Source organism: Gottfriedia acidiceleris (assembly GCF_002128425.1).
Lineage (GTDB): Bacteria > Bacillota > Bacilli > Bacillales > Bacillaceae_G > Gottfriedia > Gottfriedia acidiceleris.
Genome location: NZ_NESS01000002.1, coordinates 65,999 through 90,981 on the forward strand (window position 1 = coordinate 65,999; position 24,983 = coordinate 90,981).

Below are 24,983 nucleotides of genomic sequence, written 5' to 3' on the forward strand. Positions count from 1 at the left end.
TAGAATGTCTACTCGTAGACTTGTGATTGCAGGAACAGGCAGCGGTGTCGGAAAAACGACGCTGACAATCGGGCTGATGTCTGCTTTAAGGAAAAAGGGCTATAATGTCCAGGGCTTTAAATGCGGTCCAGATTATATCGACCCGACCTATCATACGGCCGTCACGGGGAGAACGTCAAGAAATATTGACAGCTGGATGCTCAACCACGAGATGGTGAAAGAAATTGTCAATCGTGCAAGTAATGGGGCGGATATTTCCGTCATCGAAGGAGTAATGGGATTCTTTGATGGAAAAAATCCTCTAAATAATACAGGATCAACTGCTGAAATTAGTCTCGTCACCGAAAGTCCGGTCATTTTGGTCGTGAATTGTGCCAGCATGGCTCGGAGTGCGGCGGCCATTGTGAAGGGATTTCAAACGTTTCTGAAGGAAGCCAATATTGTCGGGGTGATCGCCAATCGGGTGGGTAGCGAAGGGCATTTTAAAATCGTTCAAAACGCGATTGAGCAAGAATGCGGTATTCCCGTCCTTGGCTATTTGAAAAGAAACGAGGAACTCTCGATTCCCAAACGGCATTTAGGATTGATACCATCCGTTGAACGGGGAGAATTGAATCCATTTTTTGATCAACTAGGTGATTTAGTCCTTGAAACCGTTGATATAGATGCTATATATGACTTGGCACAAGCCCCCCTATTAAAGATAAAAGAATCCCAGTTTAAAAGAGCTGAGCAGGCAACTGTAAAAATTGCAGTCGCACGAGATGCCGCTTTTAATTTTTACTATCAGGAAAACCTCGACATGTTAGTAGCTGCTGGAGCCGAGCTAATCGAGTTCTCTCCATTAAAAGGTGAATGCCTGCCGGAACAAGTCGATGGCTTATATATCGGTGGTGGTTTCCCAGAGGAATTTGCGGAGGAGCTGACAAAACAGACAGAGGTAAACAACTCGATTCGAACGGCCATTGAAAAAGGAATGCCAACCTTGGCGGAATGCGGCGGGTTTATGTACTTAACTGAAACGTTGGAAACAACTGATGAAACGAGTTACAAAATGGTCGGGATCATTCCTGGAAAGGTGAAAATGCAGACAAAACTAGCTGCTTTAGGATACCGGGAAATCACTGCAGCAGAAGAAAATTTCTTGTTAGCGGGAAATCTGAGTGCAAGAGGCCATGAATTTCACTACTCAACCTTTCATCCGAGAACGGTTTTTGAACCGGCCTACCAAACGAAAGGAATGCGTGGGTTTAAGCAGGAGGGCTATCGGAAAGGGAATTTAATTGCAGGTTATACCCATTTTCATTTTGGCTCATGCCCTGATCTTGTCGAAAATTGGCTGAAGAAATGTAAGGAGTTTAAACAAAATGACTAAAGCTCTTCCAATTATGTTTCAAGGTACCAATTCGGATGTCGGCAAAAGTGTTGTCGTGACCGCCTTTTGCCGGATTTTCGCCCAGGACGGATATAAAACGGTTCCGTTTAAATCACAAAATATGGCGTTAAATTCCTATATCACAGTGGATGGAAAAGAAATAGGCAGAGCACAGGGAGTTCAAGCCGAAGCAGCATGTATCCAGGCAACCACCGATATGAACCCGATTCTATTAAAGCCGAACCGGGATAACCAATCCCAAATCGTCGTTCATGGTAAACCATTTGAAAATATGGAAGCAGGAAGGTACCGCCAGGAATTCTTTCAAACTGGATTGGAACTTATTCAACAATCGCTGTCCACCCTGTCCCAAAATTATGAACGAATTGTCATTGAAGGGGCTGGTAGTCCGGCTGAGATTAATCTGAATGACCGGGAAATGGTTAATATGCGGGTCGCCAAAATGGCGGATGCTCCTGTGATTTTAATTGGTGATATCGAAAAGGGCGGAGTGTTTGCTAGTTTAGTAGGAACCCTTCAACTGATGGAACCTGAGGACCGCGATCGTGTAATTGGTGTAATAATCAATAAATTCCGCGGCGATCTCAGCCTGCTAGAATCTGGATTAACGTGGTTTGAAGAGTATACAGGAAAACCCATTCTCGGCGTGATTCCTTACTTGGAGAATCTAAATATTGATGCCGAGGATTCCGTGATTTTAAACCAATATACATCTACTCAAAATACTGAAAAAGAATTAGATATCGCGGTGATTCAGTATCCGAAAATCTCCAATTTCACGGATGTCGACCCGTTTTTTGCTGAGCCGGATTGTCAAGTCCGTTTTATAACGAGAGCAGATCAATTACACCATCCAGATTTAGTCATTCTCCCTGGTAGCAAGAATACAATTGAAGATTTGCTGTTTTTACGAAAGAGCGGCATCGCTCAAAAAATAGCAGAATTACAAAAAATGAAACACTCAGTTCTTTTCGGGATCTGCGGCGGCTATCAAATGCTTGGTGATAAAATTGAGGATCCGTTGGCGATCGAGTCTCTCCATAAAGAAATAGAAGGCCTTCAGTTACTGCCAATTGGAACGACCATTACGAAAGAAAAGACGACGATCCTATCAAATGGGCAGTTGCATCTTTTCGGAAAAAACTTTCATGTGACAGGTTACGAGATTCATATGGGTGAAACCGTGGCGACAGGAGCGTCTCAAGGTCTTATTTTTACAAATGAAAAATGGGATGGTTGTCATTCAAAAGACGAAACGATCATTGGAACTTATTTTCATGGGATATTCCATAATGATGAATTTCGTGAGGAATTACTTAATCATCTCCGCCGTAAAAAGGGATTGGAGCCCATCCTCATACGCCCGTCTTTTAACCAATTGCGGGAAGAAGCATTTGATCGGCTGGCAGAACATGTAAGGGGACACGTTAAACTGGATGTCATTGAACAATTAATGAAGGATTATCAACAAAGGAGATCACCCAATGAATAGCGTAATAACAGAAATCCAGCCTCTTGATAGAGAAATGGGACAGCAAGTTCGTGAGTATATCGATACGTTAACAAAACCTCAGGGCAGTTTGGGGAGATTAGAGGGATTAGCCATTCATCTGTCGGAAATGACATCTGAAGCATTCCCGGTCGTGTCTCCACCCGGTGTAATAGTTTTTGCCGCTGATCATGGTGTAGTTGAAGAAAGGGTGTCCGCTTTCCCGCAGGAAGTTACCGTGCAAATGGTCAAAAACTTTTTAAACAGCGGTGCGGCAATCAATGTTTTTAGCCGGCAAATTGGAGCTATGTTTGAAGTCGTTGATATCGGTGTGGCAGCAGATATTGAGGCTGACGGGTTTGTGAATCGGAAAATCCGCTATGGAACCAACAATTTTTGCCAACAGGATGCATTAACAAGAGCAGAGGCAAAACAAGCTATCGCCGTTGGCTATGAACGGGCGGAACAAATGATTCAAAAGGGAATCAAATGCCTAATTGTTGGTGAAATGGGGATCGGTAATACGACGTCAAGCAGTGCGATTGCAGCGGTTTTAAGTGGGCAGGACATCGATGTTCTCGTCGGCCGGGGAACTGGGATTGCAAAAGAAAAAATTCGTCATAAACAAGAGATCATTACAAAAGCGCTAAAGGAAAGAAACCCTGACAAGAAGGATCCCATCGATATCTTAGCAAAAATCGGCGGTTTGGAAATTGCCGGAATGACAGGTGCAATGCTCTGTGCCGCACAAAAACGGATTCCAATATTGGTAGATGGGTTTATTTGCACGATTGCAGCTCTTTTGGCAAGGGAAATCTGTGAGACAGCAGCGGAATATATGATTGTCGGCCATCGTTCCGTCGAGCCTGGGCATGAAATTGCGCTGCAGTTATTAGGCAAGAAGCCACTACTTGATTTAGATTTGCGGCTAGGAGAAGGAAGTGGGGCAGCAGTGGCCTTTCCAATCTTACAATCAGCGACCTTAATGCTGAAAGAAATGGCCACCTTTGCATCGGCTGGAATTTCCAATGAGTAATTTAGGAAGGAGCGAGAAGATGACAAATGGAAAAGTGTATCTTGTTGGTGCTGGGCCGGGAGACCCTAAGCTGATCACGGTTTACGGGATGGAGTGTATCCAACAGGCGGATGTGATTTTATATGACCGTTTAGTAAATGAGGAACTGCTCAAGTATGCAAAGGCGGAGGCAGAGTTAATATTTTGTGGAAAACAGCCAGGGAAACATCAGATCATTCAAGATCAAATTCACCAGCTGTTAATTGAAAAAGCCAGTCAGGGCAAGACTGTCACCAGATTAAAAGGAGGCGATCCTTGCATTTTCGGCCGTGTCGGTGAAGAAGCGGAAATTCTTGCAGAACATGGGATTCACTATGAAATAGTACCGGGGATTACAGCTGGTATTGCAGCGCCTGCTTATGCCGGAATTCCGGTGACCCACCGCGATTATGCTTCCACCTTCGCGATTGTCACTGGCCACAGCCGCGCGGAAAAGGATGGGGATCAATTAAATTGGTCAGCTCTCGCTCAAGGAATCGATACGATTGCCTTTTATATGGGAATTGGGAATTTACCTTATATTGTTTCGCGATTAATAGAGAACGGAAAAAGTCCTGATACGAAAGCCGCCATTATCCAATGGGGGACCACGTCCAAGCAGAAAACGGTGACCGGAAGTTTAAAGGATATCGAAATCCGGGTCCGAGAAGCCAGGATTACTCATCCAGCGATTGTTCTCGTGGGTGATGTGGTCGGTCTTCGCGAGAAAATACGCTGGTTTCAAGAAGCAGAAGAAAAACAATTAGTTGGAATAGGGAGGGGCTAAGATGTCAATTTTAGCGGAAATCAAAAACCGAAGAGCAATCCGTGATTATGCGGCTCGAGAGGTAGAGGACGAAAAGATTCACACCTTATTAGAAGCAGCGACATGGGCACCGAATGACCGCATGCGTGAACCATGGAGCTTTTATGTGATTAAAGGCGAAGCAAAAAAACGCTATGAAGCGTTGGCCTATGAATATCTACTGGAACGCTTTCCAACCAAACCAAATTTAATCGAAAGCTCCTTAAAGGTACTAAAAACAACACCGGTCCATATTGTCGTTACCGCTGACATCGTTCCAGACGACGAAGAGGCATCTGCCGATAATGAATATGCCGTATGCTGTGCGATCCATTCGATGTGGCTTACTGCCAAAGAATTGGGATTAGGTCTAGTCTGGCGGACAAGGGGAGTCGGACTTGTTCGTGACCAACGAATGTATGAATTTATTGGCTCACCCGAAAATAAGAAAATAATCGGAAATTTGTTTATCGGTTATCCCGATCCAGAAGTATTAAAAAAGGCGAAGGTGCCGGCTCGGACATCTTTTGAAGAAAAGACAGTCTGGCTGTAACGAGGAGTGAAGCGGATGGAAAAGGTAACTGAAAACAAAGCAAAGCGCGGTCTTACATTAGTATACACTGGTGATGGAAAAGGAAAAACGACGGCAGCTCTTGGGCTCGCAGTTCGTGCCGCAGGCCGGGGAAAACAGGTGCTCATGATTCAATTTATTAAATCGCCTGAACGAACGTACGGGGAAAAAATTACGTTTGAAAAATTAGGGATTGAAATCGTGCAGAAAGGAATCGGCTTTACATGGACGAAAACACCAGAGGAACATCGGGAAGCTCTAAAAACCGCTTGGTCTTTTACGAAAGAAAAGGTCCAATTTGGCGGCTATGATGTTGTCATTTTAGATGAGCTAAATAATGCTCTTGCGATTGATAAATTCCTGATAGACGATGTCCTTCCGTTAACAGAAGTAATTGAGTTGATTCAGCAGCGCCCTAAGGGGATGCATTTGGTGATTACCGGACGATCAGCCAAAGAGGAAATCATCGCTTGTGCGGATTTAGTAACTGAAATGAGGCCCGTTAAGCATTATTATAACGAAGGAATTCCTGCCGTGAAGGGAATTGAGTTTTAATGGTCTATATTGAAAAATTTGGACATGGTGGCGATTTACTGACAGCCCAACAATTGTTTGGAAAAGATTCATCGCAGCTGCTAGATTTCAGTGCGAATATCAATCCGCTCGGTCCACCTACTAGTGTAATTAAGTTGATAAAGGAGCAACTGGAGTCGATCGTTCATTATCCCGATCCCGCCCATCGTGTTCTCAAACAAAAGTTGGCGGAAAAACACTCTGTTTCACCAGAACAGATTTTGATTGGAAATGGAGCAGCAGAGTGTATCGCCCTTGCGATTTTAGGCTTGCAGCCTGAAACAGTGGGAATCGTATATCCTTGCTTCTCGGAATACGAACAGACTTCTAGAGCTTATGGTGCTACCATCAAGCCATTGGTTGGCAGGGAAGAAAATGATTTTAAGCCTGATCAATCGGAATTCCTTCAATTAATAGCGAAAACCGATCTTGTATTTGTTGGACATCCCAACAATCCCACTGGTGTCACATATTCGAAGGAAGAACTTGTCGAGATGGCAGAACAGGCAAAGAGGACAAATACATATTTGATAATAGACGAGGCATTTATTGATTTTCTTCCAATTGAAACACGAATCACACTGCTTGGGGATTTGCAACGTTGGAAACAAGTAATCCTGGTTCGCTCGATGACAAAGTTCTATGCGATCCCTGGTCTCCGGCTAGGATATATGGTGGCCGATCCAACCTTGATATTAAAGCTACAGGCGAAACAAGTAACTTGGAGTGTCAACCAAATGGCCCTATTGGCAGGAGAAGCGGTCCTTAACGAAAAGGTATACGAGAAAGCAACGATTACCCTAATTCAGGAGCAAAGAAGCTATGCCAAACTAGCCATTGAAGAGAAGCTTGGGTGGAAGGTTTTCCCGGGACAAGCGAATTTTTTGTTAGTTAGGATAACAGCTGGCATCACAGCAGCTGAATTACAGTGGCGCATGGGTCATAAAGGAATCTTAATACGTTCCTGTAACATGTATCCGGGGCTAACGGATCAAGATTTTCGGATTGCGATTCGAACTGAAGAAGAAAATCAATGCTTGATTCAAGCCTTAATTGAAGTAAGCAAAGAGGTGAATCCATCATGACACTATCCTATGTTACTGGAGGAATTCGCTACGGAAAGAGTGAATTTGCGAAAACGCTTGGCATTCAGTCATGAAGGCCGAGTCCTTGATGTTGCGTTTGGAGTTCAATCCGATCAAGAAATGGAAAAAAGAATAGATAGCCATAAGAAGCGGCGTCCAGTTGAATGGGGCGAATTAGAAGAGCCGAACGAACTCACTTCCGTTCAAACGGTCTATCAAGACTACGATGTTATTTTAGTTGATTGTATTTCTTCGTGGCTGTCCAATCATTGCATGTGGTTAACAGATCAGGAACTGAAGGAAGAAAGCAAGAAAACCAGTTTAATAAAGGAAGTGCAACTTTGGATTAAGGTGATACAAGAAAATCATCAGCATGTGATAGTCTTTCTAATGAGGTAGGTCTAGGTGGTGTCTCCTTATCGCCGTTAGGGCGTTTTTTTCAGGATGTTCTAGGAAAAATCAATTAATTATTGGCAGCCGAAGCAGATGAAGCTTACACCGTATTTTCCGGTCTACCACTAAGGTTGAAATAATGAAGGCGTTCCTAGTTAGCCCTGATGTTACTCACTAGCATTCTCGTTTTGAAAATAGAGGTTTCAAAAATCGATTTGAAAAAAAGTGCTGTTTATTTTCCATTAATCGGATTGTTAATTGGATACCTTGTTATGAGGCCACATGTGAAGCAGTAAGGAATCAGGAGGGCTGAAGAATTCGATGTTAGTTCATGCCATTTATATTGTAATTGCTTATCTTATTGATCGAATCATTGGTGACCCCAAAAAGCTGTTACATCCGGTGGTCATCATTGGAAAGTCTATTAGTTGTTTGGAAAAAGCGATTCGTTTTTTCACCGTAAAGGAAAAGTATTTAAAACTAGCAGGACTCTTATTTCCTATTTTGATTGCTGGTGGCAGTTATTTAACCGTTGCCTTGCTGCTTTACGGCCTCAATCAGTTGAATCATGTTATTGCCGTCATTACGGAAATCTGGTTAATTTCTACGACCATTGCGACAAAAGGTTTGGCTGATGCAGGGTTGGAAGTATTCCGACACTTAAAAAAACAGGATATAAGGGCTGCACGAAAAAGTCTGGGAATGATTGTCGGAAGAGATACAGAAAACCTTGAGGAAAGTGAAATTTCGCGGGGGGCAGTGGAAACCGTAGCCGAAAACATTGTCGATGCCATTATATCACCGTTATGCTTTGCCCTTATCGGGGGTGCCTCGCTTGCAATGTTGTACCGAGCGGTTAATACGTTAGATTCGATGGTAGGATATAAGAATGAAAAATACAAAAACCTAGGCTGGGCCTCGGCCCGATTAGATGATCTATTAAACTATTTGCCTGCTAGGTTAACGTTTGGAATGATGCTGCTTGCTTGTTCGATTAAACGTCTAGATGTATTAGGCGCCTGGAAAATGATGAAACGCGATGCTAAACTTCATCCGAGTCCAAATAGCGGTTACCCAGAGGCGACAATCGCAGGAGCGCTTCAGATACAACTTGGAGGAACGAATTATTATTTCGGAAAAGTCTCTGAACGGGCAAAAATGGGTGAACCATTACGGAAGATCAAAGCAGATGATATTTTACTTACAGTAACGGTTATGAAAACTACCTCCATTATTTGTGTCGTGTTATTTATGGTACTTTCGATATTAGTGGAGCTAAGCATGAAGTAGGGGATAGGAGCCTGACCAATGAAACTAGGAAGAGGAAGCTGCAATGGCACATTTGGAGAATTGGTCCAAGGTGTCATGGAAGAGCGTCCGTTTTTAATCACATTGCCCATCCGGAGTTTACGAAGTGAGGCTAGATTTGTTCCAGACAAAGCCGTTTCCCAGATAAGGGTCGTAAATTCCAAAATGAAAGCGAAGAAAGCGGGGGAAACGTTACTCCAACTTTTTGGAATAAGAGGAGGCGGGTATCTCGATATACATTCCAATATCCCTGCCGGCAAGGGGATGGCTAGTAGTTCGGCGGATATTGTTGCTTCATTAAGAGCAATTGCTGACAGCTATAGTATTACTCTCACAAATGAAATAATCTCGATGATTGCCGCAAAAGTGGAACCTACCGATGGGGTAATGTATGAGGAAGTCGTGGTCTATGAATATATTCACGGTCAGCTGATTGCAAGCTTTGGAACCTTACCCCCATTCATCATCGTTGGTATCGATCTTGGGGGTGAAATCAACACAATAGAATTTAATGAAGTTCCGAAAGTATACAGCCAGGACGATCAACAGCAATTTATTAAAGCTTTTGATCTCGCTGCAAAAGGGTTTAAGGAAAAAAATATAACTTATATTGGGGAGGCAGCAACCGTCAGTGCACGGGTGAATCAAAAAATATTGCCAAAACCTGTTTTTCCTCTATTAGATCAGTTGGCCGATCGCTATCATGGCGGAATCGTTGTCGCCCACAGTGGAACCGTTGCGGGTATTTTACTAGATGGAAATCTTTCAAACAGTGAAATGGTGGTTTCACACTTAATTAAGGAAATGTCACTCGCTTACAAGGGTGTACCTATAAATTTATTTCATTATGAAAGCAAGGAATAGATAATAATTTGAATAATACACAAAGTTTGATTTCAAAATGGGGGTAACGTGTTTAGTCAAGAGGCTTGTATTAAAGGGTCATCTTTATACTTGGGGTGGTAATTACAGACACCCTAGTTTGTCGACTATTTGCATCTCCTCAAAAATCCTCAATCTGTCAGTTAGGATTGATTTTTTATGTTGCAACTGTTTAATATAGGGAGGAATTTTTAAATGGAAACTGTATCATTGTTTTTACTTGTTTTTGTATTGGGGCTTCGGCATGGGTTGGATGCTGATCATCTTGCCTTTATTGACGGACAAACCCGTTATAATTGGAGAATGGGCAGTTCGTTTGCACGTTGGGTGGGAACATTATTTTCATTGGGTCATGGAGGAATGGTAGCATTAACAGCAGGTATTTTAGGTATGGTGATAGAGAATTTTTCATTCCCAGCTTATTTTGATAATATTGCATCATGGGTGTCGATATCTTCTTTATTCCTTATTGGAACATTAAATACATATAATCTTTTACGGACTAGAAACAATCAAGAAGAGTTTCAACTTAGCGGATTAAAGGGAAAATTTATTCCAAAAATTGCGAAGGGGACTACAAATCCTTTTCTGATTATTTTAGTAGGGGCTTTGTTTGCCTTGGCTGCCGAGACAGTAAGTCAAACCGCGGTTTGGTCTTTGGCGGTAGGAAATGCAAGTCAATATACCCCTTTATTTTTAGGGCTAGTTTTTATGTTTGGGATGATGATTACGGATACAATTGATTCGATGATTGTCTATAAAATGGTAAACCAGTCCAGCAAAATCGGTCAAGCTGCGTCAAGACTAATGGGCTGGGTGATTGTCGTCTTGGCATACGGGGTTTCCTTCTATCTTGCATTTACATTTTTTAACCCTTGGGCAGAACTAGATTTCGAAATCGTTGGAGTCATTCTTTTCATTTTCTTAGTCGCATCATTTATCTTTATAACCGTTTACTCCAAAAAACAGAATCACGAAATAAATACTACGAATTAATTAGATGAGTTCTGACAATATTTTTAGTGTCAGAGCTCTTTTGTAAGGGTGACAAAACGATATTAACTCTTTTAAAATCCCTTAAGGTCCTCGTGCTATCGGTCTGTGTTCTATCCTTACAAGAGGCTTTGTCCCCTTATAAAGAATGTACATTCTTCCTTACAATCTTTACTCTTAATATTTTAGTTTGTCTATTAAAATAAAGTGGTCTTATTTTATTTATTAACAAGTAAATAGATTTTTAAATAGTGACTTTATTCAATAAATCACATGAGAAATTGAAATTAATAAATAGATTGATCCTAAAAATATATTAAGGGTTTTGTTTATTAACAATATGGAAGAGATAAGTTGGAATTACCGATTTCCGAAATTGTTAGTTTACGTCAAAACGACTTAACATTTGAAGAAATTGCAGCTACCTTAAAAGGATTTAGATATATCGTTCCAAAGGTAACTGTCAATAGAAGGTATAAAGAACAGGTGAAAGAAATCTCCAATATTGAAAGCTAATGCAATTTATTGTAAGATGAGATACATTGAATAGAATATCAGACTGCTACGATCAATTGCATTCTTCCTTGAATAGCCTGCCTGCGGTGCTTATAACAATCTTAGATAACGGCGCTTTCTCATCAGACTTCGCGCATAGAAAGACATATTACAATCTGTCTGATTATCAAAGCTATGGATCTAACAATGAATAGATAATATTTAAATAAAGGAGAGGTTACTAATGGTTACTAAAAAAACTTTAGATAGAATAAATGAATTATCAAAAAAGTCAAAAGAAGTAGGATTAAGTCCTGAAGAGAAAATTGAACAAGATCAATTAAGAAAAGAATATTTAGCAGATTTCCGTTCTCGTATGATGGACGAATTAACTTCACTTAAAATTGTCGATGAAAAAGGGAATGATATTACACCTGCAAAGTTAAAATATGAAAAAGCAATGCGTAAAAGAAACTTACATTAAAATAATTTTGACTATATAAAATTTCATATTTTGTAAATAATAACAAATAAAAGCAGAAGAAAATTCTGCTTTTTTCTATTTCTTGGAAAGAATTTGTTAAAAATGTCAAAACTAATTGTTAGTTATTGTAATAAATCGTGGTAAATTATATGATAATACTTGTGAATAAGCTAAAGGAGCGAAAATTATGTCTAATAATATTGAACAATTAGCAATTAATACGATTCGTACGTTATCAATTGATGCAATCGAGAAATCAAATTCTGGCCATCCAGGAATGCCAATGGGTGCTGCACCGATGGCATATGCATTGTTTGCAAAATTTATGAATCATAACCCAAAAAATTCAAAATGGTTTAACAGAGATCGATTTGTGTTATCAGCAGGCCATGGTTCAATGTTACTATATAGCATGCTACATTTATCAGGCTACGAAGTTTCGATTGAAGATATTAAAAACTTCCGTCAATGGGGAAGCAACACTCCAGGACATCCTGAATATGGACATACACACGGTGTTGAAGCTACAACAGGTCCATTAGGACAAGGTATTGCGATGGCTGTTGGAATGGCTTTAGCAGAGCGTCATTTAGCAGGTACATATAATAAAGAAGATTTAAATGTAGTTGACCACTTTACATACTCAATTTGTGGTGATGGAGATTTAATGGAAGGTGTTTCTGCAGAGGCAGCTTCATTAGCAGGACATTTACAATTAGGTCGCTTAGTAGTTCTTTATGATTCAAATGATATTTCATTAGACGGAGAATTAAATCGTTCATTCTCTGAAAGCGTGGAAGACCGCTTTAAAGCTTATGGATGGCAAGTTATTCGAGTTGAAGATGGTAATAACTTAGATGAAATTACTGCAGCGATCCAAAAAGCTCAAGAAGAATTATCAAAACCAACTTTAATCGAAGTGAAAACAACAATCGGTTACGGTTCTCCGAATAAATCAGGTAAATCGAAATCACACGGTGAGCCATTAGGTAAGGAAGAAACAATTTTAACGAAACAAGCGTATGCTTGGGGTTATGAAAATGCATTCCACGTTCCAGAGGAAGTGTATGCACATTTTAATAAAGTAATTGTAGAAGCTGGTGCAAAGAAAGAAGCAGAATGGCATGCTACATTTGCAAAATACGAAGAAAAATATCCTGAATTAGCAGCTCAATTAAAAAATGCGATTGAAGGTAAAATTACAGTTGATTTAGAAACAGCATTACCTAAATATGAAGTAGGTAAAAAAATTGCGACGCGTTCATCTTCAGGTGAAGCAATTAACGCTATTGCAAACGTATTACCTAGCTTCTTTGGTGGATCTGCTGACTTAGCTGGGTCTAATAAAACGTATATGAATGGTAAAGGTGACTTTACTAGAGAAAGCTACGATGGACGTAATATTTGGTTCGGTGTACGTGAATTTGCTATGGGTGCAGCATTAAATGGTATGGCTCTACATGGTGGTGTACATGCGTTTGGTGCGACATTCTTTGTTTTCTCTGATTACTTAAAACCAGCAATTCGATTAGCTGCTTTAATGAATTTACCTGTTACTTATGTATTTACACATGATAGTATCGCAGTTGGTGAAGACGGACCTACACATGAACCGGTTGAGCAACTAGCAGCATTCAGATCAATGCCTAATCTTAATGTAATTCGTCCAGCAGACGGAAACGAAAGCTCAGCAGCATGGAAAGTAGCTGTAGAGGCTAAAGACGCACCTACAATGCTAGTATTGTCTCGTCAAGATTTACCAACTTTAGAGGGGACTACTACTGATATTTATAATAAAGTGTCAAAAGGTGCTTATGTGATTTCAGCTGCGAAACAAGATAAAATCGATGTTGTATTAATTGCAGCAGGTAGTGAAGTACAATTAGCAGTTGGAGCACAAGAAAAATTAGCTGCAGAAGGAATCTCTGCATCTGTTGTTTCAATGCCTTCAATGGACTTATTTGAAAAGCAATCTGAAGAATATAAACAATCAGTATTACCAAAAGAGGTTACAAAACGTGTAGCGGTAGAAATGGGTTCATCATTCGGTTGGCATAAATATGTAGGTTTCGAAGGTGAAGTAATTTCAATCGATACATTCGGTGCATCTGCTCCAGGTAACTTATTAATGGAGAAATTCGGATTTACTGTTGATCACGTAGTTTCAGCAGCAAAAAAAGTATTACAATAAAAGGTAAAGATGGGAAATGTAGGGAAAGAATTTAAATTCTTTTCCTACATTTCCTAAACCTTTTTTCAATATAATGCTTTATTAAAGATTTTTCGACAAAACTAGTTGATTTTCACTTCTTTAAAATGACAAATATTTTGTATAGAATTATATATAATCTTCCATACAGATAGTTGTTGGGAGTGGACAAGATATGAGGGAATATAAAATTTTTTTAATTCGAGAACCACTGTCTATAGAATTTTATGGGAAAGAGCATAAAATATATCAACTAGTATATGAGTACTATTACTCATCGATTGAACTAAGGAAAATAATCGAAAAACAATTAGAATATATAACAGAACCAATTCCTTTATTCGAGCTACATACATTTATTCGCAAATTTGATTCTCAACAGATCTACTTTTATGAGGAAACTGGAGAGTATCTTCTCGAACTTGTTGATGGTGCAAAAGCTCAGCTAAAGCTTTATCCTCACGAACTTATTTTATATGCAGAAGGTTCATTAGAGTCAGAAACAACATTCTTTGAGCTATTAAGAAAATTTCGTTCAACATTTATTGCAATTGATGTGAAGGATCAGCGATTTGGCTGGCTAAAACCTATCGCCTATCAAAAGTATATTTAAACGATTAAATTGCAGATTGCTCTTGTATAAACTGGTTAGTTTTAGTAAAATTGTTTCTAGATGATTTTAAGGAGGAAGCAATAAAATGTGGGTATACTTTCTAGTCGGCATCTTAGCATTAATTGCAGGTGTAGCGATTGGATTTTTCATAGCTCGTCAATATACAATGAACTACTTAAAGAAAAATCCACCAATTAATGAACAAATGTTAAAAGTAATGATGGCTCAAATGGGACAAAAACCTTCACAAAAGAAAATTAACCAAATGATGAAGGCTATGAACAACCAAACAAAATAATAAATCCTTTTAATATATAAGGCTTTATAGCTTGTTTTGAAATAAATATTGAACATGTTCTTTCAGGAAACAGCTCTTTAAAGTGAATCCTTCATTAAGAATTTGTAATTATTTAAATCATGATTCATTATACTAAACTGAAACCACTTATTCTGTTGGGAAATTAACCAATAGGAGAGTGGTTTTTATGTTTTTAGAGGAATATATTAATGATTATTAAAAGAAGCTGGTCCTAGGAATAATCTAATAATAATTGTAAAAACACCGACTTTTACTAAAAGTTGGTGTTTTTTATATCATTTTTTTTTTTACATTTAGAAGAATTCGTTTATCCTACCAGTATTTAATGCAACACGCAAATACAGAACTTCGTTAAGTAAATGAAAATACATTATTTTAGAACAAATATTTATAGAAACGAATAATTTGGATTTACCGAAAATTAACAACCTCTATAAATGAGCAGATTATTAAAAATTATTTAAATTTTGTGTTATAATGAACTCTGTGTTTTGAGTTTTCGAAATATTATAAAATTAAGTTTAATAGCATTGCGGGGGTGAAGGAATGTCAGTTTTTAAAGATTTGTTTTGGTTTTTTAAACAAGAAAAAAGAAGCTATATATGGGGAATATCTCTTTTAGTAATCGTTGCAATTTTAGAGCTACTACCTCCGAAGGTTATTGGTTATGTAATTGATGAAATGGTAAAAAACTCACTTAATAGTAAAAACTTACTTTTTTGGGTAGGTTTAATTTTTATTAATGGGTTACTTCTTTATGCATTTCGCTATTGGTGGAGGAGATTAATATTTGGTTCTTCTTTGAAGTTAGCCAGACAGCTTAGAGACGATTTATACAATCATTTTTCAAAAATGTCTCCATCGTTTTATCAAAAAAATAGAATAGGAGATTTAATGGCGCATGCAACAAACGATGTACAAGCAGTACGCGAGACAGCTGGGGCTGGAATCTTAACTTTTGTTGATTCCATTATTTTAGGTGGATCGGTACTAATTATGATGGCAGTTTCAATAAGTTGGAAGTTAACGCTTGTTAGTCTATTGCCATTACCAGTTATGGCCATTTTGACTCAATACTATGGTAAATTATTACATCAACGTTTTCATTTAGCGCAAGAATCATTTTCTGAATTAAATAATAAAGTTCAAGAAAGTATGAGTGGATTAAAGGTTATCAGAAGTCTAGGGCAAACAAAAGAGGATGTAACCGCTTTTAAAAATCAAGCAGATTTAGTAGTGAAATATAATATGAGAGTGGCTAGAATTGATGCACTTTTTGATCCAACAATCATGTTAGTCGTTTCGGTTTGCTATATTATTGCGGTTGTTTATGGTTCTAGATTAGTTATTGCAGATGATATTACTGTCGGGCAATTAATTACATTTGTTACTTATTTAGGAATATTAATATGGCCAATGCTTGCAATTGGATGGTTATTCAATATTGTAGAAAGAGGCCGCGCTTCTTATGATCGAATACGTTCTTTATTGAGTGTTGAACCTGAAATTAAAAATAAAAAAGGTGCATTGGAAAAACTTTCGATGGGTGAGATTACTTATTCAATTGATTCGTTTAAATTTAATGATGAATCAAATTTTGAATTAAAGGATATTTATTTTACTGTTCAAGAAGGTCAAACAATTGGAATAGTTGGTAAAACTGGTCAAGGAAAAACAACTCTTTTAAAACTTTTATTGAGAGAATATGAAGTAGTTAACGGGAGTATCTCAGTAGGCGACTTAAATATTAAAGATACAACTTTAATATCACTTAGATCACATATTGGTTATGTACCTCAAGAACATTTCTTATTTTCATCATCGGTAAAGGAAAATATTGCGTTTAGTCAAATTGATTCTTCAATCGAAACAGTACATAAGGCTGCCGAGATTGCTAATATTCATGCAGATATTTTGGAATTCCCGTTAGGCTACGACACGATTGTAGGGGAAAGAGGAGTATCCTTATCTGGCGGTCAGAAACAAAGAATTTCAATCGCTAGATCTTTAATTAAAAACCCGAATATTTTAATATTAGACGACTGTTTATCCGCGGTGGATGCAAAAACAGAGGAAAAAATATTACACTCTTTAAAAGATGAAAGAAGTGGGAAAACAACATTTATTACTTCTCATCGTATGAGTGCTGTCATGCATAGTGATTTAATCATCGTTGTAGACGAAGGAAGAATTATTCAAAGAGGTAAACATGAAGATTTAGTTCAAATTGATGGTTGGTACAAAGAAATGTTTGAAAGACAACAATTAGAAGAACTAGTAGAGCAAGGAGGAAGATAAAATGAATCAGGAGATTGAAATCGATGCTACAAGGCAGAAAAAAGATTTAATACGTCTTCTTTCATTTCTAAAAAAATATAAAGTTTTACTGACTTTTGCTTTTATTTTCTTATTCCTTGCAACAGCATGTGAAATGTATGGTCCAATTTTAGTTAAAAGATTTCTAGATGATCATTTAATGAAAAGGTATTTTCCTAAAGATACAATCGTAACGCTATTTTCAATTTATGTTGCAATTACAATCGGAAAAATCGTTTTATCTTATTTACAGCTTTTAATGTTTCAACAAATTGCATTTAAAGTTGTTCAAGATATAAGGATGAAAGTTTATGAGCATGTACATTCATTAGCTTTTTCGTTTTTTGATAAAACGCCAATCGGAAGTATTGTATCAAGAATTACAAATGATACCGAAGCTATAAAAGATTTTTATGTTAGTATACTGGCAACGTTTATCCAACAAATTGTCTTTTTAGTCGGAATCATTATTGCGATGTACTCATTAGATGTTAAATTAGCAACGATTTGTGTAGGGTTAGTTGTAATTGTTTATTTTATTATACTAACCTATCGTAAAAAGAGTTTTCCGTTTTTTATGGAAACTAGGGGGCAATTAAGTAATTTAAATGCTAAATTAAACGAACACTTACAAGGTATGTCCATCATTCAAGCCTTTAATCAACAAAAAAGATTACAAAATGAATTTGAGGGAGTAAATAAGTCTCACTATAATGCAGGTGTAAAAACAATACGATTAGATTCTCTGTTTTTAAGACCAGCAACAGATTTAATTTATACAGTTGGAATTATGTTTGTACTTAGTTTCTTTGGAATTACATCTTTTAGTAATCCAGTTGAGATTGGTACTGTCTATGCATTTGTAAGTTATTTAGAAAGATTTTTTGAACCGATCACACAAATGATGATGAAATTATCTTTATTACAGCAAGCTGTCGTATCATCATCTAGAGTGTTTGATTTAATGGATGAAGAACAAAAAGCTCCTACTAAAGTAGGAACTGACCTACCAAAAGTAAAAGAAGGAAGTATCGATTTTAAAAATGTTTCATTCGCATATGACGGAGTTCACAACGTAATTCACGATATTACATTCTCAGTTAAACCTGGACAATCTGTGGCCTTTGTTGGTCATACAGGAAGTGGTAAGTCTACAATCATGAATTTATTGTTACGTTTTTACGATGTGAAAGACGGGGTAATTCAAATTGACAATCAAAACCTATCAACATTTGAAGAAAGTGAAATACGATCTAATATCGGATTAGTTTTACAAGATCCTTATTTATTTGTCGGAGATATAAAAGGAAATATCTCAATGTATAATAGCAAAATAACTGAGAGAGAAATTAAAGATGCATCCGAATTAGTTAGAGCGAATGAATTTATTGAGAAATTACCAAATGGTTACGATGAAGTAGTTGTTGAAAGGGGTTCAACACTATCAAGTGGACAGCGTCAATTAATCACGTTTGCAAGAACAATAGCAGCTAAGCCTACTATCCTTATTTTAGATGAAGCTACTGCTAATATTGATAGTGAAACAGAAGAAGCAATTCAAGAAGCCTTAACAGAGATGAGAAAAGGCAGAACTACAGTGATCATCGCTCATCGTTTATCAACAATTCAAGATGTTGACTGCATCTATGTATTGCACAAAGGTAAAATCGTAGAAGAAGGCAATCATCAACAACTTCTTGCAAAACAAGGATTGTACTATAATATGTATCTATTACAAAATAAAGGGTCTTTATTATTGGCTGAGTAAATTAAAAGTAGCTAGAATTTCTAGCTACTTTTTTTATTTAGAACTATTCAGGTGGATATAATCTAAATAAAATAAAGCTTCATCACTAAAACCGTACCTATTGCACCAAAAACAACAAAGATAATATGTAATCTAAGTAATGATAAGAGAATCGCAACCAATCCACCAATCAGTCCAACACTCATATTTCCCTTTTGAACACTTAGTATTCCTGGGAAAATTAATGCACCTAAAGCAGCATATGGAACTCCTTTTAACCAGGAGGATACCCAGTTTGGAAATTGAATCCGATCAACAATAAATACAGGAATAATTCGGGGAATCATTGTCACTAAACACATTCCTAAAACAAGTAAAAAGACAATCATTCTTTGTGTTCTCCTTTCATTAATATAATTGCAAGTAAACTAGCAAAAATTGAAGACAAAATTAATGACCAGCCTTGACTTAAAAAAGATGAAAGGATGAAATTTAAAAGCATACTCACGAATACGATTAAACATGCTCTCCAATTTGTACGAATTGCTGGAGTTAATAACCCGATAAACATAGCGTATAAAGATATTCCCATGCTTTCACTAATAATCGCAGGAATTAGTTTAGAAAAAACTACACCTAAAATAGTACCGGTGATCCAAGTACAATAAGCAATTGTATGTAATGTAATTAAATAAGTAGACGAATAACTAGCTGAATTACTTTTCTTACTTAAAGTAGTAACCGCAAAATTTTCATCTGTTAATGTAGTAGATAAGTAGACTCTATGCCAAAATGGTAGAGTTTTAAATTGATGATTAAATGATAGACTCATAACAAAGTTTCTAAAATTTAAAATAAATGTAGCGATATAGATCTGGAAAAAACTCACTCCTGCCAAATACATTGATAATCCCATAAACTGACTAGCTCCAGCATAAACTAGTGCACTAAATGAAATAGTATTTAGTACATCAATGTCAGCTTGCTTTGCAATTAATCCGAATGTAAAAGCAACAGGTAAATAACCAATAATTAATGGAACAGAAGCTAGAAATCCCTCCTTCATTTCCTTACTACGATTCGCTTTTGTGTGTGTAGTTTTTGATTGTTGCAAAACAGTAGACATACTTTAGTTACAAACTCCCTTCAATTAAAATATCCTTTAGCTAATAGGAACAAAAAATATGTTCCATAATCGAGATGGCAGCTATTTTAAATCATTTCCAATAATTATATTTCCATATTCCTGCTTGTAAAGTGGTTAGAAAAATGATTGACCACCAAAGATTGTCATATGATTATACTATAGAATTAAGAAAATTTTTATAATACTAAAAATATAATTTATTTTATATTTAAGATAATTATTGAATTTTAATATTAATGTACATTGAAGTTGAAGAGAGGGAATTTTAGAAAAGCCATGTTAAAGGTTTGACTTACTCATGAAACTTATAAATAAAAGGTAATATTTCCCAAAAATAAATAGTAAGGATTAATAATAATAAAATACTTGGCCATATTTTTTTAAACATTTTTACCACCTTCATAATAAATTAGTTTATTATGAAGTGTGCCGAAATTTTAGTGAAAATATTCCATATTAATCACTATTCTACAATTATTGGTAATTTAATGATTTCTTAGAGGCTCTTAAAATATTTATACGATGCGGTGTATTAACTACTTTTAATACTAAATAAAAAGCAATTCTGTTATAATGTTAACTAGAATGTATAGATGGGAAGGGATGTAAGTTAATGGGGGATTTAAATATTGGTATTGCATTTGGAGCGGGATTTCTCTCCTTTATTTCTCCATGTTGTCTACCGATTTATCCAGCGTTTTTATCGTATATTACAGGGGTATCTTTAAGTGATTTACAAAATGAAAAAAGAATACATAAAAGTAAAACTTTACTACATACTTTGTTCTTTTTACTAGGTTTTACAATCATATTTATTGTTTTAGGCTTTAGTACTTCCATAATCGGTTCGTTTTTTATGCGATATCAAGATTTTATACGTCAAGTTGGTGCGATTTTAATTGTATTTTTAGGATTAGTCGTTACTGGTATTTTTCAACCGAAATTTTTAATGAATGATCGCCGATTTCAATTTTCAAAACGTCCTTCAGGATTTCTAGGATCTACTTTAATTGGATTAGCCTTTGCAGCTGGTTGGACACCTTGTACAGGACCAATCTTAACTTCAGTATTTGCACTTGCTGTAAGTAACCCAAGTTCAAGTTTATTTTATATGTTAGCATATACACTTGGATTTTCTATTCCATTTTTTGTTTTGTCGTTTTATTTAGGGTCACTAAGTTGGATTAAAAAGTACTCACATAAAATTGTTGTTTTCGGTGGATATATCATGATCATAATGGGAATTATGTTATATTTTGATTGGTTAACGAAAATAACAATTTATTTTACTAGATTTTTTGGTGGGTTTACTGGTTTTTAAGGTTGTTTTTTCTATATAGGAGCCAATATAAAATACGACATGTAAAAAAAATACAGTGATTGAAGTTTTTGGATTTGCTTCGATGTAGGAGAAGCTGTATTATATAATCAGTTTAAATTATGTCTTACATTATTCGGTAAAATAGTTGGATAATTAGAAGATAAAACAAATTCATAAAGATCAAATTTATGATCAGTTCAAGCGATACTAGTCAATGTATTAAGAATGAGATAAAAGGTAGTGAAAAAAATGAGCAAAAATATGAGTATTATATTTAGTACAGTAATAGCAACTTGTATGGCTTTAGGTGTAATTGTCGTTAGACTAAAAGCTGCTAAAAAGCCAACAAACTTAAAAAAAATAATTTTACCTCCATTTTTTATGAGTAGTGGAGCTTTAATGTACTTAGTACCAGAGTTTAGATTAACAGGGACTGAAGTTTTAGAAGCTGTTTGTATGGGTGTATTTTTTTCGTTATTTTTAATTAAAACGTCTAAATTTGAAATTGTAGATAATGAAATTTATTTAAAAAGATCTAAAGCATTTGTATTTATCTTACTCGGTTTATTAGTTGTTCGAATTGTAATGAAATTATATTTAAGTTCGTCAATCGATGTAGGCCAATTAAGTGGTATGTTCTTCTTATTAGCATTTTCAATGATTGTTCCATGGCGCTTAGCTATGTACAAGTCATATCAAAAAATGAGAAGACAACTTCCTTCAAATACAATTATTACATGAAAAAACGTGTACCATTTCGGTACACGTTTTTTATTTAGCAAGTAAATGCTTATAATCAGTAAAATCGATTTCTTTTTTCTTTAATGTTTTAACTAAAAATGCATGATCTCGTTTAGGAGTTGCTTTAATATATCCTTCAATAATTAAACCTTGTGTAATTTGCGAAGCATTATTTAATAGCGCTAATTCACCAATTTTTCCTGCTATTTTATCTCGAGCTATATCTCTAAATAAAGATGGAACAGGTTTTACTAATTCTTCAAGTAATTCTTTCTGTTCAGTTGACCATAAATGCCTTGTTTTTTGTAAATATTCTTCCTGCCAATCTAAAATCGATTTCCCGTCCTCTTTAGGTAATCTTTTCAAAAACTTTCTGAACATAAAGTATCCGCCGATCGACATCATTCCTAACAAGAAAATTGTCCATAAGACAATCATAATTTGAGAAAAGAACGAAAACATATGTATCCTCCTTGTATTAGGTAAACATATCACTATTATAGTAAGAAAATATGACAAGTATCAAGCAAGTACATATGTTTTTTGTCAAAAAATGACCAATTATTTTTAAGTACTAGTTTCATTTTAAGTATTTGAATCATATAGTAGAAAAAAGAAAGAAAAAAGTCGTAGAGGAGGCGAAAGAATGTGAAACAAACTAAATTCTCTTCTCACTTTACTTTTCTAAGTGTTTTATTTTATATGGCCGCAAGCTCTATATTCCTGGTTATTCTGTACAAGTTAATATCAGTGCTAGTAGGAAACGAAAATGATTTAAAGACTTATTTGCAAATCGCTGTAGTTGTAATTGTTTTAAGTATTACAGCTTTCCGCCTAATAAGAAGTGATATTGTATTAATTCAGGATGAAATTATTATTCATAAAGGCATTCTTACAGTTAAACTTAAGGTCAATGATATTACAGAAATAAAACAACTAGTCGAAGTTTATGGAAAAAATAAGGAAATAATAACGTTATTAATTCATATTAACGAGTCAGTCCAACCAATTATTCTAACCCTTGAAAATCCAAAAGCTTTTATAAGAGAACTTTTAAATTTGAATTCTGACATTATATTCGATGAAGAATTGATTATTTTAGTAAATAAAAATAACTAATAAATGAAAGCCAAGTTTATTTAAATGTAAACTTGGCTTTTCAAATTGTAAAAATGTTTCACTGTAAAGGAAGTTAAGTAAGTTTGCTTTTCTCTGTAGAATGCTCGCTTAGAATTGGGCGGAACCTGAGATTAATAATAATTTTGTATCAAAAGGGTTATGGATAGTTAGGTTACTTTAGTTTATGTTACAATTATGTACAGTACATAATTGTAGGGGGAATAGAGCACTAATGAGTAAAAAGAAAAAATCTAATAGTAATCAAACGTTTGCTATTTCTGTATTTGTTGGAATAGTTGTTTTAGTTGGAGCATTATTTTTAGTTTCTAAATTACAAGATAAAAAGAGTGAAGAAGTGTATCCAACAATTGCTGGGGTAAATGAAGTGAAAGTTGATGGGTTTGATACAAAGGATCAACCAACATTTAGTAATAAAGATGCAAAAGTTGAAGTAGTTGAGTTTGGTGATTATAAGTGTCCGATTTGTGCTCAATGGAATAAAGTAGTTTTTCCACAACTTAAAGCTGATTATATTGATAATGGTTTAATTAATTTTTCATTTATTAACTATCCATTTATTTCAAAGGATTCAAATTTAGCTGCACTTGCATCAGAAGTAGTTTATAAAACACATAAAGATTCATTTTGGAAGTTTCAAGAGCAAATCTATTTAAAACAAGAAGATGAAACAACTACTTGGGCTACACCAGATAAACTAGCAAGCATTGCGAAATCTGTTATTCCGAATTTGGACGAAAAACAATTTAAAAAAGATTTATACAAAAAAGACGCAATGAAACAAGTTGCTAACGATGTTGCAATTGCTAACCATTATGGTGTGAACGGAACTCCTACAATATTTGTAAATGGTAAAGCAGTGGACAATCCTAGCTTAGAATCAATTAAAGCAGCTATTGATGCTGAAATAAATAAATAATTAAGAAAAGGTATGCGAAAAAAATCGCATACCTTTTTTATATCGTATTACATTTTTTTCTTTACTCGAGCATCTGCTTGAGCTGAACGTTCTTGTGCTTCCATATCATTTTGATCTGCTAATTCCGCTGAATACTCGACATCAAGTCCATCAGGCTTTACATTCTTATTATTATTAATATTGAAAGTACTTTTCTTCTTCAACTTAAAACCCTCCATTATAAATGCTAACTAATTTAAATTACATATCGTGGCTACTATGCTTTTTCTGTCTTGTATGATTTTGGTTCTTTACTTTATGAGACCCGCTTAATGGTTTTGGTTGACCACTTTCATGATCAATTGGGCTATTTCTCTTTGACGATTTGTTTGTCATTCTTGTCACCTTCCTTTATGAATAGCATTAGTTGTAACCGAAAAAATATGCCATAATGAAAAATTTACTAATTTAAAAATGTAAGCGTTTTAATCATTTTTTCTAATAATTTTCGATAACCATTTTCCATATATATAAATAAATTAATGAAAGGGAGGTATTTCTTATGATCTAATTCATCTAAATTAATTGCAAAAATTAAATGTTGAGAAAATTATTTTTCATAATAAAAAACGACAAACAACAATTAAATCTAAGAAATTAATAGAGTAAAAGTTAATTTTTTTAGTTTGTCTGACTCTTTTGATGTATGAAACAAGTAATTTGACCAATACTAGTAATAGTCAAAATGAAAGAGGAGACTGATACTGATTATGCAAGTACTAACAGTTTGTCTTATATATTCGGGTGTGATCATACTCTATCTCTTGTTTAAGAAAGTTCAATATAATAAGAGACAAAAAAATGTGATTAATTTTTTCCTATACTATAATCGAAGAAAAAGTAATGTTAATAGAGATACGAAAAGAACTGGAGATATTATTTATTTAATGCCACAATCGACGTTAAACAAAGGTATTTTAAGAAAACGAAAAGATGATTTTGAGTAA

At 35.6% G+C, this 24,983-nt stretch carries 27 protein-coding genes and 1 pseudogene; 23 read left to right on the plus strand and 5 right to left on the minus strand.

The genetic code is table 11. The features are described from left to right. The first annotated feature begins 4 nt into the window (after window positions 1–4). The 18 genes and pseudogenes from B6K90_RS04200 (at window position 5) to B6K90_RS04280 (ending at window position 18,753) form a co-directional block, all read left to right on the plus strand. The gene (locus tag B6K90_RS04200) at window positions 5–1,375 is read left to right on the plus strand and encodes a cobyrinate a,c-diamide synthase (RefSeq protein WP_088011507.1); all 1,371 of its coding nucleotides are present in this window, start codon (window positions 5–7) and stop codon (window positions 1,373–1,375) included. Further along, on the plus strand, window positions 1,368–2,888 hold the full coding sequence (locus B6K90_RS04205) for a cobyric acid synthase (RefSeq protein WP_088011508.1): 1,521 nt from the start codon (window positions 1,368–1,370) through the stop codon (window positions 2,886–2,888). Before B6K90_RS04200 ends, B6K90_RS04205 begins: the two co-directional genes overlap by 8 nt. Next, window positions 2,881–3,921 carry a nicotinate-nucleotide--dimethylbenzimidazole phosphoribosyltransferase gene (gene cobT / locus B6K90_RS04210; protein ID WP_088011509.1) on the plus strand — a complete coding sequence of 347 codons (1,041 nt, stop codon included), beginning with the start codon at window positions 2,881–2,883 and terminating at the stop codon, window positions 3,919–3,921. Before B6K90_RS04205 ends, cobT begins: the two co-directional genes overlap by 8 nt. A gap of 19 nt (window positions 3,922–3,940) precedes the next feature. Continuing rightward, window positions 3,941–4,726: a uroporphyrinogen-III C-methyltransferase gene (cobA, locus tag B6K90_RS04215; protein WP_088011510.1), complete on the plus strand. Its 786-nt coding sequence runs from the start codon at window positions 3,941–3,943 to the stop codon at window positions 4,724–4,726. Between the two features lies 1 nt (window position 4,727). Beyond that, the gene (locus B6K90_RS04220; protein WP_088011511.1) at window positions 4,728–5,297 is read left to right on the plus strand and encodes a nitroreductase family protein; all 570 of its coding nucleotides are present in this window, start codon (window positions 4,728–4,730) and stop codon (window positions 5,295–5,297) included. Window positions 5,298–5,312: 15 nt separating this feature from the next. After that, a complete protein-coding gene (gene cobO / locus B6K90_RS04225; RefSeq protein ID WP_088011512.1) occupies window positions 5,313–5,870 on the plus strand; it encodes a cob(I)yrinic acid a,c-diamide adenosyltransferase in 558 nt (185 codons plus the stop codon). Further along, complete coding sequence (gene cobD, locus B6K90_RS04230; RefSeq protein WP_088011513.1) at window positions 5,870–6,973, plus strand: threonine-phosphate decarboxylase CobD; 1,104 nt, start codon at window positions 5,870–5,872, stop codon at window positions 6,971–6,973. Before cobO ends, cobD begins: the two co-directional genes overlap by 1 nt. Window positions 6,974–7,018: 45 nt before the next feature. Next, window positions 7,019–7,372: a bifunctional adenosylcobinamide kinase/adenosylcobinamide-phosphate guanylyltransferase gene (locus B6K90_RS04235; protein ID WP_328588110.1), complete on the plus strand. Its 354-nt coding sequence runs from the start codon at window positions 7,019–7,021 to the stop codon at window positions 7,370–7,372. Between the two features lie 315 nt (window positions 7,373–7,687). Then, window positions 7,688–8,656 (plus strand): adenosylcobinamide-phosphate synthase CbiB, encoded by a 969-nt coding sequence (gene cbiB / locus B6K90_RS04240; RefSeq protein WP_088011514.1) that lies wholly within the window; start codon window positions 7,688–7,690, stop codon window positions 8,654–8,656. Between the two features lie 18 nt (window positions 8,657–8,674). Then, window positions 8,675–9,538 carry a GHMP family kinase ATP-binding protein gene (locus B6K90_RS04245; RefSeq protein ID WP_088011515.1) on the plus strand — a complete coding sequence of 288 codons (864 nt, stop codon included), beginning with the start codon at window positions 8,675–8,677 and terminating at the stop codon, window positions 9,536–9,538. A 213-nt stretch (window positions 9,539–9,751) separates the two neighbouring features. Beyond that, a complete protein-coding gene (locus tag B6K90_RS04250) occupies window positions 9,752–10,552 on the plus strand; it encodes a HoxN/HupN/NixA family nickel/cobalt transporter (RefSeq protein WP_088011516.1) in 801 nt (266 codons plus the stop codon). A 339-nt stretch (window positions 10,553–10,891) separates the two neighbouring features. Next, window positions 10,892–11,065 (plus strand): annotated as a pseudogene (locus tag B6K90_RS23570) (YneB family resolvase-like protein); the annotation flags it as partial. A gap of 223 nt (window positions 11,066–11,288) precedes the next feature. Continuing rightward, complete coding sequence (locus B6K90_RS04255; protein ID WP_088011517.1) at window positions 11,289–11,528, plus strand: DUF896 domain-containing protein; 240 nt, start codon at window positions 11,289–11,291, stop codon at window positions 11,526–11,528. Between the two features lie 187 nt (window positions 11,529–11,715). Next, window positions 11,716–13,719 carry a transketolase gene (gene tkt, locus B6K90_RS04260; protein ID WP_088011518.1) on the plus strand — a complete coding sequence of 668 codons (2,004 nt, stop codon included), beginning with the start codon at window positions 11,716–11,718 and terminating at the stop codon, window positions 13,717–13,719. A gap of 193 nt (window positions 13,720–13,912) precedes the next feature. Beyond that, entirely contained in the window at window positions 13,913–14,350 is a 438-nt protein-coding gene (gene sirA, locus B6K90_RS04265) for a sporulation inhibitor of replication protein SirA (protein ID WP_088011519.1), read from the plus strand. Between the two features lie 85 nt (window positions 14,351–14,435). Further along, on the plus strand, window positions 14,436–14,648 hold the full coding sequence (locus B6K90_RS04270) for a YneF family protein (protein ID WP_056476721.1): 213 nt from the start codon (window positions 14,436–14,438) through the stop codon (window positions 14,646–14,648). Window positions 14,649–15,215: 567 nt separating this feature from the next. Next, a complete protein-coding gene (locus B6K90_RS04275) occupies window positions 15,216–16,967 on the plus strand; it encodes an ABC transporter transmembrane domain-containing protein (RefSeq protein WP_088011520.1) in 1,752 nt (583 codons plus the stop codon). Window position 16,968: 1 nt separating this feature from the next. Continuing rightward, complete coding sequence (locus tag B6K90_RS04280; RefSeq protein ID WP_088011521.1) at window positions 16,969–18,753, plus strand: ABC transporter ATP-binding protein; 1,785 nt, start codon at window positions 16,969–16,971, stop codon at window positions 18,751–18,753. Between the two features lie 62 nt (window positions 18,754–18,815). On the opposite strand, the gene B6K90_RS04285 is transcribed toward B6K90_RS04280, so the two are convergent. Both B6K90_RS04285 and B6K90_RS04290 read right to left on the minus strand, forming a co-directional pair. Further along, window positions 18,816–19,121, minus strand: a complete 306-nt coding sequence (locus tag B6K90_RS04285) for an AzlD domain-containing protein (RefSeq protein ID WP_088011522.1) — start codon at window positions 19,119–19,121, stop codon at window positions 18,816–18,818. Beyond that, window positions 19,118–19,858: an AzlC family ABC transporter permease gene (locus B6K90_RS04290; protein ID WP_088011523.1), complete on the minus strand. Its 741-nt coding sequence runs from the start codon at window positions 19,856–19,858 to the stop codon at window positions 19,118–19,120. Before B6K90_RS04290 ends, B6K90_RS04285 begins: the two co-directional genes overlap by 4 nt. A gap of 634 nt (window positions 19,859–20,492) precedes the next feature. On the opposite strand from B6K90_RS04290, the gene B6K90_RS04295 reads away from it, so the two are divergent. Together B6K90_RS04295 and B6K90_RS04300 are read left to right on the plus strand one after the other, a co-directional pair. Beyond that, window positions 20,493–21,200, plus strand: a complete 708-nt coding sequence (locus B6K90_RS04295; RefSeq protein WP_088011524.1) for a cytochrome c biogenesis CcdA family protein — start codon at window positions 20,493–20,495, stop codon at window positions 21,198–21,200. Between the two features lie 261 nt (window positions 21,201–21,461). Continuing rightward, complete coding sequence (locus tag B6K90_RS04300) at window positions 21,462–21,941, plus strand: CcdC family protein (protein WP_088011921.1); 480 nt, start codon at window positions 21,462–21,464, stop codon at window positions 21,939–21,941. A 30-nt stretch (window positions 21,942–21,971) separates the two neighbouring features. Here the strand turns inward: B6K90_RS04300 and B6K90_RS04305 are convergent, their stop codons facing one another. After that, on the minus strand, window positions 21,972–22,403 hold the full coding sequence (locus B6K90_RS04305) for a DUF2621 family protein (RefSeq protein WP_088011525.1): 432 nt from the start codon (window positions 22,401–22,403) through the stop codon (window positions 21,972–21,974). A 186-nt stretch (window positions 22,404–22,589) separates the two neighbouring features. On the opposite strand from B6K90_RS04305, the gene B6K90_RS04310 reads away from it, so the two are divergent. Beyond that, complete coding sequence (locus B6K90_RS04310) at window positions 22,590–23,060, plus strand: hypothetical protein (RefSeq protein WP_088011526.1); 471 nt, start codon at window positions 22,590–22,592, stop codon at window positions 23,058–23,060. Between the two features lie 232 nt (window positions 23,061–23,292). Further along, window positions 23,293–23,997, plus strand: coding sequence for a DsbA family protein (locus B6K90_RS04315; protein ID WP_167555271.1), 705 nt, complete (start codon window positions 23,293–23,295; stop codon window positions 23,995–23,997). Window positions 23,998–24,044: 47 nt separating this feature from the next. Here the strand turns inward: B6K90_RS04315 and B6K90_RS04320 are convergent, their stop codons facing one another. Both B6K90_RS04320 and B6K90_RS04325 read right to left on the minus strand, forming a co-directional pair. Continuing rightward, window positions 24,045–24,200 (minus strand): YfhD family protein, encoded by a 156-nt coding sequence (locus B6K90_RS04320; RefSeq protein ID WP_235821708.1) that lies wholly within the window; start codon window positions 24,198–24,200, stop codon window positions 24,045–24,047. Window positions 24,201–24,237: 37 nt separating this feature from the next. Beyond that, entirely contained in the window at window positions 24,238–24,372 is a 135-nt protein-coding gene (locus tag B6K90_RS04325) for a small acid-soluble spore protein P (protein WP_082459649.1), read from the minus strand. A gap of 467 nt (window positions 24,373–24,839) precedes the next feature. On the opposite strand from B6K90_RS04325, the gene B6K90_RS23575 reads away from it, so the two are divergent. Continuing rightward, complete coding sequence (locus tag B6K90_RS23575) at window positions 24,840–24,983, plus strand: hypothetical protein (RefSeq protein WP_167555272.1); 144 nt, start codon at window positions 24,840–24,842, stop codon at window positions 24,981–24,983.

Bases quoted from the DNA above. Each gene is read 5' to 3' on its own strand.
- B6K90_RS04200 (WP_088011507.1), top strand. From the start codon at position 5: ATGTCTACTCGTAGACTTGTGATTGCAGGAACAGGCAGCGGTGTCGGA.
- B6K90_RS04245 (WP_088011515.1), top strand. From the start codon at position 8,675: ATGAAACTAGGAAGAGGAAGCTGCAATGGCACATTTGGAGAATTGGTC.
- B6K90_RS04280 (WP_088011521.1), top strand. From the start codon at position 16,969: ATGAATCAGGAGATTGAAATCGATGCTACAAGGCAGAAAAAAGATTTA.
- B6K90_RS04295 (WP_088011524.1), top strand. From the start codon at position 20,493: ATGGGGGATTTAAATATTGGTATTGCATTTGGAGCGGGATTTCTCTCC.
- B6K90_RS04285 (WP_088011522.1), bottom strand. From the start codon at position 19,121: ATGATTGTCTTTTTACTTGTTTTAGGAATGTGTTTAGTGACAATGATT.
- B6K90_RS04275 (WP_088011520.1), top strand. From the start codon at position 15,216: ATGTCAGTTTTTAAAGATTTGTTTTGGTTTTTTAAACAAGAAAAAAGA.
- cobA (WP_088011510.1), top strand. From the start codon at position 3,941: ATGACAAATGGAAAAGTGTATCTTGTTGGTGCTGGGCCGGGAGACCCT.
- B6K90_RS04325 (WP_082459649.1), bottom strand. From the start codon at position 24,372: ATGACAAACAAATCGTCAAAGAGAAATAGCCCAATTGATCATGAAAGT.
- cobO (WP_088011512.1), top strand. From the start codon at position 5,313: ATGGAAAAGGTAACTGAAAACAAAGCAAAGCGCGGTCTTACATTAGTA.
- cbiB (WP_088011514.1), top strand. From the start codon at position 7,688: ATGTTAGTTCATGCCATTTATATTGTAATTGCTTATCTTATTGATCGA.
- B6K90_RS04305 (WP_088011525.1), bottom strand. From the start codon at position 22,403: ATGTTTTCGTTCTTTTCTCAAATTATGATTGTCTTATGGACAATTTTC.
- B6K90_RS04290 (WP_088011523.1), bottom strand. From the start codon at position 19,858: ATGTCTACTGTTTTGCAACAATCAAAAACTACACACACAAAAGCGAAT.
- cobT (WP_088011509.1), top strand. From the start codon at position 2,881: ATGAATAGCGTAATAACAGAAATCCAGCCTCTTGATAGAGAAATGGGA.
- sirA (WP_088011519.1), top strand. From the start codon at position 13,913: ATGAGGGAATATAAAATTTTTTTAATTCGAGAACCACTGTCTATAGAA.
- B6K90_RS04220 (WP_088011511.1), top strand. From the start codon at position 4,728: ATGTCAATTTTAGCGGAAATCAAAAACCGAAGAGCAATCCGTGATTAT.
- B6K90_RS04205 (WP_088011508.1), top strand. From the start codon at position 1,368: ATGACTAAAGCTCTTCCAATTATGTTTCAAGGTACCAATTCGGATGTC.
- B6K90_RS04315 (WP_167555271.1), top strand. From the start codon at position 23,293: ATGAGTAAAAAGAAAAAATCTAATAGTAATCAAACGTTTGCTATTTCT.
- B6K90_RS04255 (WP_088011517.1), top strand. From the start codon at position 11,289: ATGGTTACTAAAAAAACTTTAGATAGAATAAATGAATTATCAAAAAAG.
- tkt (WP_088011518.1), top strand. From the start codon at position 11,716: ATGTCTAATAATATTGAACAATTAGCAATTAATACGATTCGTACGTTA.
- B6K90_RS04300 (WP_088011921.1), top strand. From the start codon at position 21,462: ATGAGTATTATATTTAGTACAGTAATAGCAACTTGTATGGCTTTAGGT.
- B6K90_RS04270 (WP_056476721.1), top strand. From the start codon at position 14,436: ATGTGGGTATACTTTCTAGTCGGCATCTTAGCATTAATTGCAGGTGTA.
- B6K90_RS04250 (WP_088011516.1), top strand. From the start codon at position 9,752: ATGGAAACTGTATCATTGTTTTTACTTGTTTTTGTATTGGGGCTTCGG.
- cobD (WP_088011513.1), top strand. From the start codon at position 5,870: ATGGTCTATATTGAAAAATTTGGACATGGTGGCGATTTACTGACAGCC.